This is a genomic window from Rhizobacter sp. AJA081-3 (assembly GCF_017795745.1).
Taxonomy (GTDB): Bacteria; Pseudomonadota; Gammaproteobacteria; order Burkholderiales; family Burkholderiaceae_C; genus Piscinibacter.
Genome location: NZ_CP059067.1, coordinates 4,895,055 through 4,909,002 on the forward strand (window position 1 = coordinate 4,895,055; position 13,948 = coordinate 4,909,002).

The 13,948-nt window shown below is 67.5% G+C and carries 12 protein-coding genes; 6 read left to right on the forward strand and 6 right to left on the reverse strand.

Going from position 1 to position 13,948, the window contains the following annotated elements:
* The first annotated feature begins 43 nt into the window (after nt 1-43).
* The 3 genes from HZ992_RS23155 to HZ992_RS23165 are packed head-to-tail and all read left to right on the forward strand — an operon-like array spanning nt 44 to nt 3,203.
* Nucleotides 44-2,044 (forward strand): monovalent cation:proton antiporter family protein, encoded by a 2,001-nt coding sequence (locus HZ992_RS23155; protein WP_209384185.1) that lies wholly within the window; start codon nt 44-46, stop codon nt 2,042-2,044.
* Nucleotides 2,045-2,057: 13 nt separating this feature from the next.
* Nucleotides 2,058-2,636, forward strand: coding sequence for a histidine phosphatase family protein (locus tag HZ992_RS23160; RefSeq protein ID WP_209384186.1), 579 nt, complete (start codon nt 2,058-2,060; stop codon nt 2,634-2,636).
* 3 nt (nt 2,637-2,639) lie between these two features.
* Complete coding sequence (locus HZ992_RS23165; protein ID WP_209384187.1) at nt 2,640-3,203, forward strand: adenine phosphoribosyltransferase; 564 nt, start codon at nt 2,640-2,642, stop codon at nt 3,201-3,203.
* Between the two features lie 44 nt (nt 3,204-3,247).
* Here the strand turns inward: HZ992_RS23165 and HZ992_RS23170 are convergent, their stop codons facing one another.
* The 6 genes from HZ992_RS23170 to rpmH form a co-directional block, all read right to left on the reverse strand.
* Nucleotides 3,248-3,715, reverse strand: coding sequence for a cyclic nucleotide-binding domain-containing protein (locus tag HZ992_RS23170; RefSeq protein ID WP_209384188.1), 468 nt, complete (start codon nt 3,713-3,715; stop codon nt 3,248-3,250).
* A gap of 144 nt (nt 3,716-3,859) precedes the next feature.
* Nucleotides 3,860-5,272 (reverse strand): tRNA uridine-5-carboxymethylaminomethyl(34) synthesis GTPase MnmE, encoded by a 1,413-nt coding sequence (gene mnmE / locus HZ992_RS23175; RefSeq protein WP_209384189.1) that lies wholly within the window; start codon nt 5,270-5,272, stop codon nt 3,860-3,862.
* A gap of 308 nt (nt 5,273-5,580) precedes the next feature.
* Nucleotides 5,581-7,293 (reverse strand): membrane protein insertase YidC, encoded by a 1,713-nt coding sequence (gene yidC, locus HZ992_RS23180; RefSeq protein ID WP_209384190.1) that lies wholly within the window; start codon nt 7,291-7,293, stop codon nt 5,581-5,583.
* Nucleotides 7,290-7,607: a membrane protein insertion efficiency factor YidD gene (yidD, locus tag HZ992_RS23185; RefSeq protein ID WP_209384191.1), complete on the reverse strand. Its 318-nt coding sequence runs from the start codon at nt 7,605-7,607 to the stop codon at nt 7,290-7,292. Before yidD ends, yidC begins: the two co-directional genes overlap by 4 nt.
* A 10-nt stretch (nt 7,608-7,617) precedes the next feature.
* Nucleotides 7,618-8,079, reverse strand: a complete 462-nt coding sequence (locus HZ992_RS23190; RefSeq protein ID WP_209384193.1) for a ribonuclease P protein component — start codon at nt 8,077-8,079, stop codon at nt 7,618-7,620.
* Between the two features lie 46 nt (nt 8,080-8,125).
* A complete protein-coding gene (gene rpmH / locus HZ992_RS23195) occupies nt 8,126-8,260 on the reverse strand; it encodes a 50S ribosomal protein L34 (protein WP_007834827.1) in 135 nt (44 codons plus the stop codon).
* Between the two features lie 268 nt (nt 8,261-8,528).
* Here rpmH and dnaA point away from each other — a divergent pair, with 268 nt between their 5' ends.
* The 3 genes from dnaA to gyrB all read left to right on the forward strand — a co-directional run bounded on the left by dnaA (nt 8,529) and on the right by gyrB (nt 13,885).
* Entirely contained in the window at nt 8,529-9,944 is a 1,416-nt protein-coding gene (dnaA, locus tag HZ992_RS23200; RefSeq protein WP_209384194.1) for a chromosomal replication initiator protein DnaA, read from the forward strand.
* A 217-nt stretch (nt 9,945-10,161) separates the two neighbouring features.
* Nucleotides 10,162-11,280: a DNA polymerase III subunit beta gene (gene dnaN, locus HZ992_RS23205; RefSeq protein WP_209384195.1), complete on the forward strand. Its 1,119-nt coding sequence runs from the start codon at nt 10,162-10,164 to the stop codon at nt 11,278-11,280.
* A gap of 106 nt (nt 11,281-11,386) precedes the next feature.
* Nucleotides 11,387-13,885, forward strand: a complete 2,499-nt coding sequence (gene gyrB / locus HZ992_RS23210) for a DNA topoisomerase (ATP-hydrolyzing) subunit B (protein ID WP_209384196.1) — start codon at nt 11,387-11,389, stop codon at nt 13,883-13,885.
* Nucleotides 13,886-13,948: the final 63 nt, after the last annotated feature.

The window sequence follows — 13,948 nt, forward strand, 5'->3', positions numbered from 1 at the left end:
TCGCGCGTCCAGTAGGATCGGACCATCCCCACCGACCGCATCCATGGCCTCGACGCTCGAACTCGTGCTGCTCTACCTGGTGGCCGCGGTGACCGGCGTCGTCGCCTGCCGTCTGGCCAAGCTGCCGCCGATGCTCGGCTACCTGGTGGTCGGCGTGCTGATCGGGCCCAATGCCACAGCGCTGGCCAAGGACTCGGCCGGCGTGCAGTACCTGGCCGAGTTCGGCGTCGTGTTCCTGATGTTCGTGATCGGGCTGGAGTTCAACCTGCCCAAGCTCAAGAGCATGCGCAAGCTGGTCTTCGGGCTGGGGCTTGCACAGGTGGTGCTGACCATCGTCGGCTCGGTGCTCGGCCACTACTTTCTCGTGTGGGTCTACTCGTTCACGGCGCGGCCCTGGGAGCTGTCGTGGCAGGGCGCCATCGTGCTCGGCGGTGCGATGGCCATGTCGAGCACGGCCATCGTCGTCAAGCTGATGTCCGATCGGCTCGAGCTCGAGAGCGAGCACGGCCGCCGCGTGATGGGCGTGCTGCTGTTCCAGGATCTGGCCGTGGTGCCGCTGCTGGTGCTCATCCCGGCCCTGGATTCGACCGGCAAGGACATGGCCGTCTCGCTCGGCTGGGCCGCTCTCAAGGCCGGCGTGCTGCTGACGCTGCTGCTGGTCGGCGGGCAGCGCGTGATGCGCTGGTGGCTCACTCTGGTGGCCAGGCGCAAGAGCGAGGAGCTGTTCATCCTCAACCTGCTGCTCGTCACGCTGGGCCTGGCCTGGCTGACCGAGCACTTCGGGCTGTCGCTCGCCCTGGGCGCTTTCGTCGCCGGCATGCTGGTGGCAGAGACCGAATACAAGCACCAGGTGGAAACCGACATCCGGCCCTTCCACGACGTGCTGCTCGGCCTGTTCTTCATCACCATCGGCATGAAGCTCGACTGGCGGCCGGTGCTCGCCGAGTGGCCGCTGGTGCTGCTGCTCACCATGGGGCCGGTGGTGGCCAAGTTCGTGCTGGTCGCCGCGCTGGCCCGCATTTTCGGTGCGGCACCGGGCACCGCGCTGCGCACCGGCCTCTACCTGGCGCAGGCCGGAGAATTCGGCTTCGTGCTGCTGACACTCGGTGCGGCCAACCAGCTGATCGACCCGCAATGGCTCAGCCCGGTGCTGGCCAGCATGGTGCTGTCGATGATGGCCACGCCGGTGCTGGTGCTGTACAGCAACCGCATCGTCATGAAGCTGTCGGCCAGCGACTGGCTGATGCAGTCGGTGGCGATGACGACCATCGCCAAGCGCTCGATCAACGCCGAGGCGCACGTGATCATCGCCGGCTACGGCCGCAGCGGCCAGAACCTGGCGCGCATCCTCGAGGGCGAGCACATTCCCTACATGGCGCTGGACCTCGACCCCGATCGCGTGCGCCAGGCCGCTGCCGCCGGCCAGAGCGTGGTGTTCGGCGACGCCGCCAGGCTGCAGAGCCTGATGGCGGCCGGCCTGGCGCGTGCCAGCGCGGTGGTGGTCAGCTACCAGGACACCGCCTCGGCGCTGAAGATCCTTCGCCTGGTGCAGGAACATGCACCGAAGGTGCCGGTGATCGTGCGCACCATCGATGACTCCGAGATGGAGAAGCTGCGCGCCGCCGGCGCGACCGAGGTGGTGCCCGAGGCGATCGAGGGTTCGCTGATGCTGGCCAGCCATGCGCTCGCGCTCGTCGGCGTGCCGATGCGGCGCGTGATCCGCGTCGTGCAGGACCAGCGCGACGCGCGTTACGGCCTGCTGCGCGGCTACTTCCACGGCGCCGACGACGACACCGCCGATGACCTGCACACGGCGCGCCTGCACAGCATCACGCTGCCGGTGGCCGCCGCCAGTGTCGGTCGCACCCTGGCCGACCAGGCGCTGCATGCCATCGGCGTCACGGTGGTGTCGGTGCGGCGCGCCTCCGGCGCGGTCAGCAAGCCCGACGAGGCCATGGTGCTCGGAGCGGGCGACACCCTGGTGCTGTCGGGGCTGCCCGAGCCGCTGGCGCTGGCCGAGGGCAAACTGCTGGGCCGCACCTAGGAGCCTTGTCACCATGAAGCGCCGCGTTGTTCTGGCCGGGCTCGGCCTGCCCTGGCTCGGCCTGCCGTCGGTCGACAGGGCCGAGGCCGCACCGGCCGTCGATGCGGCAGCGGCACTGCGCCGCGGCGGCGTCGCCGTGCTGCTGCGCCACGCCGCCACCGAGCCAGGCATCGGCGACCCGCCGGGCTTTCGCCTGGACGACTGCGCGACGCAGCGCCAGCTCAGCGAGCAGGGCCGTGCCCAGTCGCAGCGCATCGGCGCCTGGTTCAGCGCGCGCAGCCTGGTGCCAGCCGAGGTGCGCTCCAGCGCCTGGTGCCGCTGCCTCGATACCGCCACGCTCGCCTTCGGCCGCGGGCGGGCCTGGGCGCCCTTGAATTCGTTCTTCGGCGACCGCTCGGTCGAGCCAGGCCAGAGTGCCGAGCTGCGCGCAGCGCTGGGCAAGCTGCCTGCGCAGGGATTCGAGGTGTGGGTGACGCACCAGGTCAACATCTCGGCGCTGACCGGCGTGAGCCCGGGCATGGGCGAGGCCGTCGTGGTTCGCCTGTCAGGCGGGAAGGTCCACAATCTGGCGCGCATCCGCTTCGAAGACTGAGCCGTGGCCCACGACGACCTCCCCGAGCAGACCCCCGCCGACTACATCAAGAGCCACATCCGCACCGTGCCCGACTGGCCGGCGCCGGGCGTGCAGTTCCGCGACATCACGCCGCTGCTGTCGAACCCGCGGGTGTTCCGCGTGCTGATCGACCAGTTCGTGCACCGCTACTTCGACCTGCGCCCGACAAAGATCGCCGGGCTCGACGCGCGCGGCTTCATCATCGGCTCGGTGCTCGCCTACGAGCTGAACGTCGGCTTCGTGCCGATCCGTAAGAAGGGCAAGCTGCCCTTCACGACGGTCGAGGAAACCTACGAGCTGGAATACGGCTCGGCCACGGTGGAGATCCACACCGACGCGGTCGGCCCGGGCGACCGCGTGCTGCTGATCGACGACCTGATCGCCACCGGCGGCACGATGATGGCCGGCATGCGGCTGCTCGAGCGGCTGGGTGCCACGGTGATCGAAGGGGCGGCGATCGTCGATCTGCCGGAACTGCATGGCTCCGACAAGCTGCGCGCCGCCGGGCTGCGGCTGCACACCCTGGTGTCATTCGAGGGGCACTGAACTGCCGGCGGCTGCGCAACGGCACGGCGCCTCGCTGCGGCGCTTCAGCTGAACGGCGTCTGCTTGGCGAGGTTGGCGCGCATGCGCACGGCCATCACGTTGCCGGCGGCGCGCAGGATCTCCAGCACCAGCGCCGGCGAGCGTTGCGACAGCTCCTCGAGGCGCGGGCCGCGCAGTGCCCAGACCTCGCAGGCAGTCATGGCCTCGACATTGGCCATGCGCGGCCCGTCGTTGAACAGCCCCGGCTCGCCCACCACCGAGCCGGCGCGCAGGATGGCGATGCGGCTGCTGCCGGGCACACCGCCGGTGACGAACACCTGCAGCGAGCCTTGGGCAAGGAAGTACATCGAGCGATCGGCGTCGCCCTGCTTGATCAGCAGATCGCCGGAGCGGATCTCGTGGCGCGTCAGGTACGGTGCGATGACTCGCCATTGATCCAGCGTCAGCCTGGCGCGGAAGGCGTCTTCCGCGTTGAGTGTCTGCATGGCCTGGACCAGCGGGGCGATGTCCATCATCTTCCTTGTCGTGGGTGTCCGCGAAGCGGCGCTTTGTGGTCGATTATCGGCCGCGCACTGCGCACACTCAACCCGCAGTCAAGCGTTTGATGCTCCGACTGTCGACGCAGCGCCGCCGCCTGTCGGCCGGACCGCGCCGGTTTACTTCCCGATACAGAAGCGGCCGAAGATCTCGCCGAGCAGGTCGTCGGCCGTGAAGGCCCCTGTGATCTCGCCGAGCGCGTCGTGCGCCAGGCGCAGCTCTTCCGCCAGCAGGTCCAGCGCACCGTCGCGTTGTGCCGCCAGCGCCTGCGCGCGTTCGAGGTGCTCGCGCGTGCGGCGCAGCGCCTGCACGTGGCGCGTGCGTGCGATGAACACGCCCTCGGGTTGCGCGTGCCAGCCGGCCAGTTGCAGCAGCCGCTCGCGCAGAGCTTCCAGCCCCTGGCCGCTGCGCGCCGAGATGACCAGCGCATCGCCCTGCGGCGCGGCACTCGAGGCATCGGCCTTGTTGAACACCTCGACCAGACGCCCCGATGTGGCCAGGCCCTGCGGCCAGCGCTGGGCGATGCGCGCGTCGCCTGCGTCGTAGCCCGCTTCGCCCTGCCGCGTGAGATCGCGCAGAAACACCACCGCGTCCGCGCCCGCGATCTCGGCCCAGCTGCGCGCGATGCCGATGCGCTCGACTTCGTCGGCCGATTCGTCCGGGTCGCGCAGGCCGGCCGTGTCGATCACGTGCACCGGCACGCCATGGATCTGGATGGTCTCGCTGACCTTGTCGCGCGTGGTGCCGGGGATCGGCGTGACGATCGCGAGTTCTGCACCGGCCAGCGCGTTGAGCAGCGAACTCTTGCCCACGTTCGGCTGGCCCGCCAGCACCACCTTGATGCCTTCGCGCAGCAGCGCGCCGCTGCGGGCGCGGTCGAGCACGGCATCGAGCGCGGCGCAGACCCGGTCGAGCCGGCCGCGGGCATCAGCCTTCTCGAGGAAGTCGATCTCCTCTTCGGGGAAGTCCAGCGTCGCTTCGACCAGCATGCGCAGCTCGACGAGGCGTTCGCGCAGCAGGTTGACTTGCTTCGAGAACTCGCCGCTGAGCGATCGGCCGGCCGAACGCGCGGCCGACTCGGTGCTGGCTTCGATGAGATCGCTCACCGCTTCGGCCTGCGCCAGGTCGAGCTTGCCGTTGAGGAAAGCGCGCTCGGTGAATTCTCCAGGCCCGGCCAGACGAAGCCCACGCAGCCGGGTGCGGCCCTTCGCATCGCTCTGGGCAGCCGCCTCGAGGCAACGTGCCAGCAGCAACTGCAGCAGCACCGGGCCGCCATGGGCCTGCAGTTCCAGCACCGACTCGCCGGTGTAGGAGTGCGGTGCCGGAAAGTGCAGCGCCAGGCCCTGGTCGAGCGTCGAGCCGTCGGCGGCGAGAAAGGGCAGGTAGGTCGCCTGGCGCGGCTGCAGCGGCCGGCCGCACAGCGCCTCGATCAGCGGCTCCAGCGCGCGGCCCGACACCCGCACGATGCCGACGGCACCGCGCCCTGGAGCGGTGGCGACGGCAACGATGGCGTCGTGATGACGAGGCAGCATGCGGGGATTCTGGCGCAGTCGCGCAGTGCCAAGAACGAAGGGCGGTGCGCTGTCGAAACGACAACGCACCGCCCTCGATTGGCGCGGGGGGTAGCGGCGTCCGGCCTGTGTGCGCCGGTCCGTTGCACTGCCCGAGCCGGCCGGTGCACGCCTTCGTGCTGTACCGGGTCTGCCCCGCATGGAACCGATGGAAGTCTTGCTTCCCTGGTGCCCATGGTCGGCGTGTGCGGCCTGGCGAACAAGCCCCCATGCGAGGGGGCGAGCCCCCTAACGCAAACGATTCACGAAATCGGCGGCTGTGTCGGAACTTACTTTCCGAGCACCCCGAGTTGCTTGTTGATCAGGTACTGCTGCGCGATCGACAGGATGTTGTTCGTCAGCCAGTACAGCACCAGGCCGGCGGGGAAGAAGAAGAACATCACCGAGAAGATCAGCGGCATGATCCACATCATCTTGGCTTGCACCGGATCCGGCGGGGTCGGGTTCAACCAGGTCTGCAGCAAGCTGGTGCCGGTCATCAGCAACGGCAGGATGTAGAAGGGGTCGATCGCCGAGAGATCCTGGATCCAGCCCAGCCACGGTGCCTGGCGCATCTCGACGCTGGACAGCAACACCCAGTAAAGCGCAATGAAGAACGGCATCTGCGCCACGATGGGAAGGCAGCCGCCCAGCGGGTTGACCTTCTCTTCGCGGTAGATGCGCATCATCTCCTGCTGCATCTGCTGCGGCTTGTCCTTCAGGCGCTCGCGCAGTTCCATGACCTTCGGGTTGATGGCCTTCATCTTCGCCATCGAACGGTAGGCGCTGGCGTTGAGCCAGTAGAAAGCCATCTTCAGCAGCACCACGAGCGCGACGATCGACCAGCCCCAGTTGCCGATCAGCGCGTGCAGCTGCGTCAGCAGCCAGAACAGCGGCTTGGCCAGGATGGTGAACCAGCCATAGTCCTTCACCAGCTCCAGGCCGGGCGCCAGCGCGGCAAGCTTGTTCTCCTCCTGCGGGCCGACGAACAACTGCGCATCGAAGGCCTTGGTCGCACCGGCCGCCACCTCGCCGACGGGCAGGAACATGCCCACCGAGTAGGTATTGGTGTCGATCTTGCCCGTGTAGAACTCGCGCGGCAGCTTGGCGCCGCTGCCGTTGTCGACCAGCCAGGCCGAGGCGAAGTAGTGCTGCACCATCGCCACCCAGCCGTCGTTGCCGCTGGTGGCGTGGTCGGGCTTGTCGCCGGCCTTGTGCTTCTCGATGGTCTTGAAGTCGATCTTCTGGAACTTGGTGACGTCGGTGTAGACCGCCGGGCCCGTGAAGGTGAAGTAGAAACTCGATTCGCCTTCCGGCGGGTTGCCGTCGCGCACGAGCTGCAGGTACAGGCGCGGGTTGACCGCCGCGCCCGAACTGTTGATCACCTCGTGCCGCACGCCGATCACATGGTCGCCGCGCTTGAAGGTGTAGATCTTCGCGAGCTTGACGCCGCCCACGTCGGGCGACTCGAAGCGCACCTGCACCTCGTTGCTGCCATCGCGCAGGGCCAGGTCGCCCGGCACCAGCGTCATCACGGTGTGGTGGTTGGGCAGGCCCGCGCCGCCGGTCGGCGGGATCAGCCCCGTCTGGGCGGTGTACAGGCGCTTGGCCGACTGATCGAACAGAACCACGTTCTTGCTGCGATCGTTCTGGTCTCGCTGCTTGAGCAACTCGAGCCGCACCAGCGAGGCACCTTGGGTGTCGATCGTCGCCTTGACGAGGTCGGTGGTGACGGTGACGCGCTGGGCCTGCGCGGCAGAGGCTGCGGCCGCGGGCACCACGGCCGGTGTGGCCCCAGGGGCTGCTGTCGCTGCCGCCGGCGCGGCGGCCGAGGGCACCGGCACCGCGCCAGGCGCTGTCGACGCACCGGCCGCGGCCGGCTTGGCCACAGGGGCCGGGCCGAACATCGAGGGTTCGCCGTTGTGCCGGTTCCAGGCATCCCATATCAGGACGAGGGACATCGAGAACACCACCCACAGCAGGGTGCGACGCAGGTCGGTCATGGGGTCTTGTCGGACGAAGGGGTGGACGGGGCCGTTTCGGTCACGAAGCGGCGGAACAGGGCTGGCGGGCGGTGCGGCACGGGATCGAACCCGCCGTCACACCACGGGTGGCAACGCAGCACACGGGCACCGGCGAGGTAGCTGCCAGCCGCCGCACCGTGGCGCTGCAGCGCTTCGAGCGCGTAGACCGAGCAGGTCGGCTCGAAACGGCAACTGCTGCCCAGCCAGGGACTGAGCAGCAGCCGGTACCCCCGCACCAGCAGGATCAGGCCGCGTTGCGGCAAGTCGATCCAGCGGAAGGGCGCGTGATCCATGGCGATGTACTCAGGCCACCCGCTGGAGCAGCCTGGCGAGTTCCTCGCCGGCCAGCACGCCGAGCGCGGTGGATGCTGCTGCCGGAAAGGTGGCCCGGTCGAAGGGCGAGCGCAGTCGCACCACCCACAGGCCGCCGCTGAGCGAGGGCTCGCTGCGGCGGATCGCGGCGCGGATCTGTCGCTTCAGAAGTGATCGGGTCACCGAGCGGCGTGCGTGACGCTTCGGAATCACCATGCCGAGCCAGAGGCGAGAGCCCGGCGCAGCAGCCTGAACTGCCGAGTCATCCACAGGCAGGACCTCGGTTCGGGCTTCGCCTGTTGACAACTGTTCATTTTCGCGCTTGCGCAGGGGCTTGGCGGGCGGCGTGGGCACGCCGGCCAGGTGGTGCAGCGCGAAGTGGGCCGACCGTGCTCGCGGCGGGCACCGCAAGACGCGTTCGAAATCGACGGAGCGCACGATTCGGCCGATCACGGCAAGGCGGATGCGGGCAGAGCCTGGGCCGCCGGGCCGGCGGGCCTCAGACAGCCAGGCGCTTGCGGCCCTTGGCGCGGCGAGCGTTGATGACCGCGCGGCCGCCGCGGGTCTTCATGCGGACGAGGAAACCGTGCGTGCGTGCGCGGCGGACTTTCGAGGCTTGGTAGGTGCGTTTCATGATCGGTCCAGCGAAGCTGATCGGGAATCGGTTCGCCCGTCGCGCGCAAATCAGTACGAGTGGCGCGAAGAGGCTCAGAACCCGACGCGGCAGCCCGCTTCGGGAAACCGGCTATTACAGCAAAAATGTCCTTCCCGGTCAACGACTTGGCCTTTCAGGCGCCTCGGCCGGCCTGGCGACCGACACCTAGTTCATCTGTGGATAACCACTGGCGCGGGCGGTCACGAGGGGTAGAATCCGGCCGCTCCGAGAAGAACTTTTCCACAACATGGCGGCAGACCTGTGGCAACGCGGTTGCGAGAAGCTCGCAGCTGAATTGCCAGAGCAGCAATTCAACACCTGGATCCGGCCGTTGCCGGCCGCCGACGTCACCGATGACGCGGGCGGCGGCTCGGTGGTGACGGTGCGCGTGCCCAATCGATTCAAGCTGGACTGGATCCGCAACCAGTACGCCGGCCGCATCGAGGCCGTGCTGAGCGAGCTCGCCGGCAAGCCGGTGCGCCTGGACATCACGCTCGCGCCGCGCGAGGCGGTGGCACTCACGCAGCCGCGCCCGCCGACCACCTCGATGCAGCCGCTGGCGCAAGCACTCAACGGAAGCCGGGTCGGCGCCGAGCATGCCCCGGCGCCCCGGTCGCCATCCGCCGCAGCGGCCACGGCCGCCCGCGGCCGGCTGAACCCACAGCTGACGTTCGACACGCTCGTTCCCGGCCGCGCCAACCAGATGGCCCGCACCGCCGCACTGCACGTGGCCGGCGCGCCCGGGCAGATGTACAACCCGCTGTTCATCTACGGCGGGGTCGGCCTGGGAAAGACCCACCTGATCCACGCCGTCGGCAACGCGCTGCTGGCCGACCGGCCCGATGCCCGCATCCTTTACCTGCACGCGGAGCAGTTCATCACCGACGTCGTGCGCAACTACCAGCGCAAGACCTTCGACGAGCTCAAGGCCAAGTACCACCAGCTCGACCTGCTGCTGATCGATGATGTGCAGTTCTTCGCCGGCAAGGAGCGCACCCAGGAGGAGTTCTTCAACGCCTTCGAGGCACTGCTGGCCAAGAAGGCGCACATCATCATGACCAGCGACACCTACCCCAAGGGGCTGGTGGACATCGACGAGCGGCTGACCTCCCGCTTCGACGCCGGGCTGACGGTGGCCATCGAGCCCCCCGAATTGGAGATGCGCGTGGCCATCCTGATGCGCAAGGCCGAGCAGGAAGGCTCGCCCATGCCCGAGGACGTGGCCTTCTTCGTGGCCAAGAACGTGCGCGCCAACGTGCGCGAGCTCGAAGGGGCGCTGCGCAAGATCCTGGCCTACTCGCGCTTCAGCCACAAGGAAATCAACATCGGCCTGGCACGCGAGGCGCTGAAGGACCTGCTGTCGATCCAGAACCGGCAGGTCGGCGTCGAGAACATCCAGAAGACGGTGGCCGACTTCTACAAGATCAAGGTCGCCGACATGTACAGCAAGAAGCGCCCGGCCAGCATCGCCCGGCCGCGCCAGATCGCGATGTACCTGGCCAAGGAGATGACGCAGAAGAGCCTGCCCGAGATCGGCGAGCTGTTCGGCGGGCGCGACCACACGACGGTGCTGCACGCGGTACGCAAGATCTCCGGCGAGCGGCAGAAGAACAGCGAACTGAACCAGCAGCTGCACGTGCTGGAACAGACGCTCAAAGGCTGAGGGTGTCAAGGCACAAGCCTGTGGACGGTTCCGGAACAACTGCCCACCTGTCCACAGGCGCGGGCCGATCGCCGAAGTTGTTGTCGGTCTTCGGCTTCGCCCCGGGTCCCAGGCACACAGGGTTTGCGGCGCGTAAGAGCTTGCTGGAAAAGAGGAAAATGCGGTTCTCCACAGAAAGCCCGGTCCTCTACTAAGACGACTATATGAAGAGGTTCAAATGATTGTCTTGAAGACAACGCAGGAAAAAGTTCTGGCAGCCCTGCAGGCCGTGGCCGGCATCGTCGAGCGGCGTCACACGCTGCCGATCCTGGCCAACGTGCTCATTCGCAAGAGCGGCAGCCAGATCGAGCTGACCACCAGCGACCTGGAGATCCAGGTTCGCACCACGGCCGAGCTCGACGGTGATGCGGGCAACTTCTCCACCACGGTCGGCGCGCGCAAGCTCATCGACATCCTGCGTTCGATGCCGGCCGACCAGACCGTGACGCTCACGGCCAACCAGAGCAAGCTCACGCTGCAGGGCGGCAAGAGCCGCTTCACGCTGCAGACGCTGCCCAGCGACGATTTCCCGCTGGTGCAGGAAGCCGCCGATTTCGGCCCGATGTTCAGCGTGCCGCAGAAGACGCTGAAGGCGCTGATCAACCAGGTGCACTTCGCGATGGCGGTGCACGACATCCGCTACTACCTCAACGGCATCCTGTTCGTCGCCGAGGGCAAGAACCTGACGCTGGTGGCCACCGACGGCCACCGCCTCGCGCTGGCCCAGGCCACGCTCGACGTCGAGATCCCCAAGCAGGAGGTGATCCTGCCGCGCAAGACCGTGCTCGAGCTGCAGCGCCTGCTCAAGGACGAGAAGGAAGGCGACGAGGGCGCGATCGAGATGCGCTTCGCCGGCAACCAGGCGAAGTTCGTCTTCAGCGGCATGGAGTTCGTCACCAAGCTGGTCGAGGGCAAGTTCCCCGACTACAACCGCGTGATCCCCAAGAACCACAAGAATGCCGTCACGCTGGGCCGTGCGCCGCTGCTGGCCAGTCTGCAGCGAGCCGCGATCCTGACCAGCGAGAAGTTCAAGGGCGTGCGCGTGAACATCGAGCCGGGCACCTTGCGCATCGCCTCGAGCAATGCCGAGCAGGAAGAGGCCAAGGAAGAACTCGAGATCGACTACGGCGGCGACACCATCGAGATCGGCTTCAACGTGACCTACCTGATCGATGCGCTCATGAACATGAGCCAGGAGATGATCAAGCTCGAGCTGCAGGACACCAATTCGAGCGCGTTGATCACCGTGCCCGAGCAGGCCGGCTTCAAGTACGTCGTCATGCCGATGCGGATCTGAACGGCGCAGGCATCGGCAACACCGAGCGGGCTGCGGCCCGCTTCAGCGTTTCAAAGGGGCCCGCGTTGCGCCGCAGGCGGCCCCCGACACAGAGCGAATCTTCCCCATGAGCGACACCCCGAGCACCCCCGAGAACGCACCGAAGCCGGTCGATACCTACGGCGAAGGCAGCATCCAGATCCTCGAAGGTCTGGAGGCGGTGCGCAAGCGCCCGGGCATGTACATCGGCGACACTTCCGACGGCACCGGCCTGCACCACCTGGTGTTCGAGGTGGTCGACAACGCCATCGACGAGGCGCTGGCCGGCTACTGCGACGACATCGTCGTCACCATCCACACCGACAACTCGATCTCGGTGACCGACAACGGCCGCGGCATCCCCACCGGCGTGAAGATGGACGACAAGCACGAGCCCAAGCGCAGTGCGGCCGAGATCGCGCTGACCGAGCTGCATGCCGGCGGCAAGTTCAACCAGAACAGCTACAAGGTCTCGGGCGGCCTGCACGGCGTGGGCGTGAGCTGCGTGAACGCGCTGTCCAAGTGGCTGCGCCTGACGGTGCGCCGCGACGGCAAGGTCAACTTCATGGAGTTCCGCAAGGGCTTCCCTCAAGACCGCATCCTCGAGCAGCGCGATGGTTTCGAGGTGTCACCGATGAAGGTGACCGGCGAGACCGAGAAGCGCGGCACCGAGGTGCACTTCCTGCCCGACGACGAGATCTTCGAGAACATCGACTTCCACTACGAGATCCTCAGCAAGCGGCTGCGCGAGCTGAGCTTCCTGAACAACGGCGTGAAGATCCGCCTGGTCGACGAGCGCAACAACAAGGAGGACAACTTCGCCTTCGTCGGTGGCGTGAAGGGCTTCGTCGACTTCATCAACACCGGCAAGAAGGTGCTGCACAACACCGTGTTCTACGCGGTGGGCGAGAAGAAGACCGAACACGGCAGCATGATCGTCAGCGAAGTGGCGATGCAGTGGAACGACGGCTACAGCGAGACGGTGCTGTGCTTCACCAACAACATCCCGCAGCGTGACGGCGGCACCCACCTGACCGGCCTGCGTGCCGCGATGACGCGCGTCATCAACAAGTACATCGAAGACAACGAGCTGGCCAAGAAGGCCAAGGTCGAGGTGACCGGCGACGACATGCGCGAAGGCCTGTGCTGCGTGCTCAGCGTGAAGGTTCCCGAGCCCAAGTTCAGCAGCCAGACCAAGGACAAGCTGGTGTCCAGCGAAGTGCGCGGCCCGGTGGAAGACGCGGTGAGCAAGGCGCTGACCGACTACCTGCTCGAGAACCCGATCGACGCGAAGATCATCTGCGGCAAGATCGTCGACGCGGCGCGTGCCCGCGAGGCCGCGCGCAAGGCGCGCGAGATGACGCGCCGCAAGGGCGTGCTCGACGGCATGGGCCTGCCCGGCAAGCTGGCCGACTGCCAGGAGAAGGACCCGGCGCTTTGCGAGATCTACATCGTCGAGGGTGACTCCGCCGGCGGCTCCGCCAAGCAGGGCCGCGACCGCAAGTTCCAGGCGATCCTGCCGCTGCGCGGCAAGATCCTCAACGTCGAGAAGGCGCGGTACGAGAAGCTGCTGTCCAGCGACGCCATCCTCACGCTGATCACGGCTTTAGGCACCGGCATCGGCAGCGAGGACTTCAACGTCGACAAGCTGCGCTACCACCGGATCATCATCATGACCGATGCGGACGTCGACGGCGCACACATCCGCACCCTGCTGCTCACGTTCTTCTATCGGCAGATGCCGCAGCTGGTGGAGCGCGGCCACATCTACATCGCGCAACCGCCGCTGTACAAGGTCAAGCTCGGCAAGGAAGAGCAGTACCTGAAGGACGGCATCGAGCTCGACGCCTACCTGCTGCGCGTGGCGCTGAAGGACGCGCGGCTCGACACCGGCGTGGCCGGCGCCGCGGTGCTGCAGGGCGACGCGCTGGAGACGCTGGCGCGCCAGTACGTGCTGGCCAACAACGTGGTCGAGCGCCTGTCGAACTGGATGGACGTGGACGGCCTGCGCGCCATGGCCAACGGCCTGGCACTCAATCTCGACACGCTGGAAGCCGCCGAGGCCTCGGCCGCCGCGCTGCAGCAGGCGCTGAACGACGCCGAGGTGGTGGCCGAGTTCGACGCGCGCAGCGACAAGCACCATCTGCGCATCAGCCGCATGCTGCACGGCAACGTGAAGAGCAGCGTGATCACGGCCGACTTCGTGCACGGCGCCGACTACGAGGCGTTGTCCACCGCCGGCCGCACCTTCAAGGGCCTGGTCAGCAACGAGGCGACGGTGCAGCGCGGCGAGGGCGAGAAGATGAAGGAAGCCAAGGTCGGCGACTTCCGCGAGGCCATGGCCTGGCTGATCGGCCAGGCCGAGAACGCCGTCGGCCGCCAGCGCTACAAGGGCCTGGGCGAGATGAACCCCGCGCAGCTGTGGGAGACCACGATGGACCCGACCGTGCGCCGCCTGCTTCGCGTGCAGATCGACGACGCGATCGAGGCAGACCGCGTGTTCACCATGCTCATGGGCGACGAGGTGGAGCCGCGGCGCGATTTCATCGAGACGAACGCGCTGCGGGCGGCGAACATCGACGTGTGAGCGTGCAGGTCTGACCGGTGCCGCGTGGATACGCGGTGGACTGCGCTAGGCTGAGCAACTCGG

What these genes read in the sequence shown, in the direction of transcription:
- HZ992_RS23155 (WP_209384185.1), top strand. Translation starts at nt 44, where the DNA reads ATGGCCTCGACGCTCGAACTCGTGCTGCTCTACCTGGTGGCCGCGGTG.
- HZ992_RS23160 (WP_209384186.1), top strand. Translation starts at nt 2,058, where the DNA reads ATGAAGCGCCGCGTTGTTCTGGCCGGGCTCGGCCTGCCCTGGCTCGGC.
- HZ992_RS23170 (WP_209384188.1), bottom strand. Translation starts at nt 3,715, where the DNA reads ATGGACATCGCCCCGCTGGTCCAGGCCATGCAGACACTCAACGCGGAA.
- mnmE (WP_209384189.1), bottom strand. Translation starts at nt 5,272, where the DNA reads ATGCTGCCTCGTCATCACGACGCCATCGTTGCCGTCGCCACCGCTCCA.
- yidC (WP_209384190.1), bottom strand. Translation starts at nt 7,293, where the DNA reads ATGACCGACCTGCGTCGCACCCTGCTGTGGGTGGTGTTCTCGATGTCC.
- yidD (WP_209384191.1), bottom strand. Translation starts at nt 7,607, where the DNA reads ATGGATCACGCGCCCTTCCGCTGGATCGACTTGCCGCAACGCGGCCTG.
- rpmH (WP_007834827.1), bottom strand. Translation starts at nt 8,260, where the DNA reads ATGAAACGCACCTACCAAGCCTCGAAAGTCCGCCGCGCACGCACGCAC.
- dnaA (WP_209384194.1), top strand. Translation starts at nt 8,529, where the DNA reads ATGGCGGCAGACCTGTGGCAACGCGGTTGCGAGAAGCTCGCAGCTGAA.
- dnaN (WP_209384195.1), top strand. Translation starts at nt 10,162, where the DNA reads ATGATTGTCTTGAAGACAACGCAGGAAAAAGTTCTGGCAGCCCTGCAG.
- gyrB (WP_209384196.1), top strand. Translation starts at nt 11,387, where the DNA reads ATGAGCGACACCCCGAGCACCCCCGAGAACGCACCGAAGCCGGTCGAT.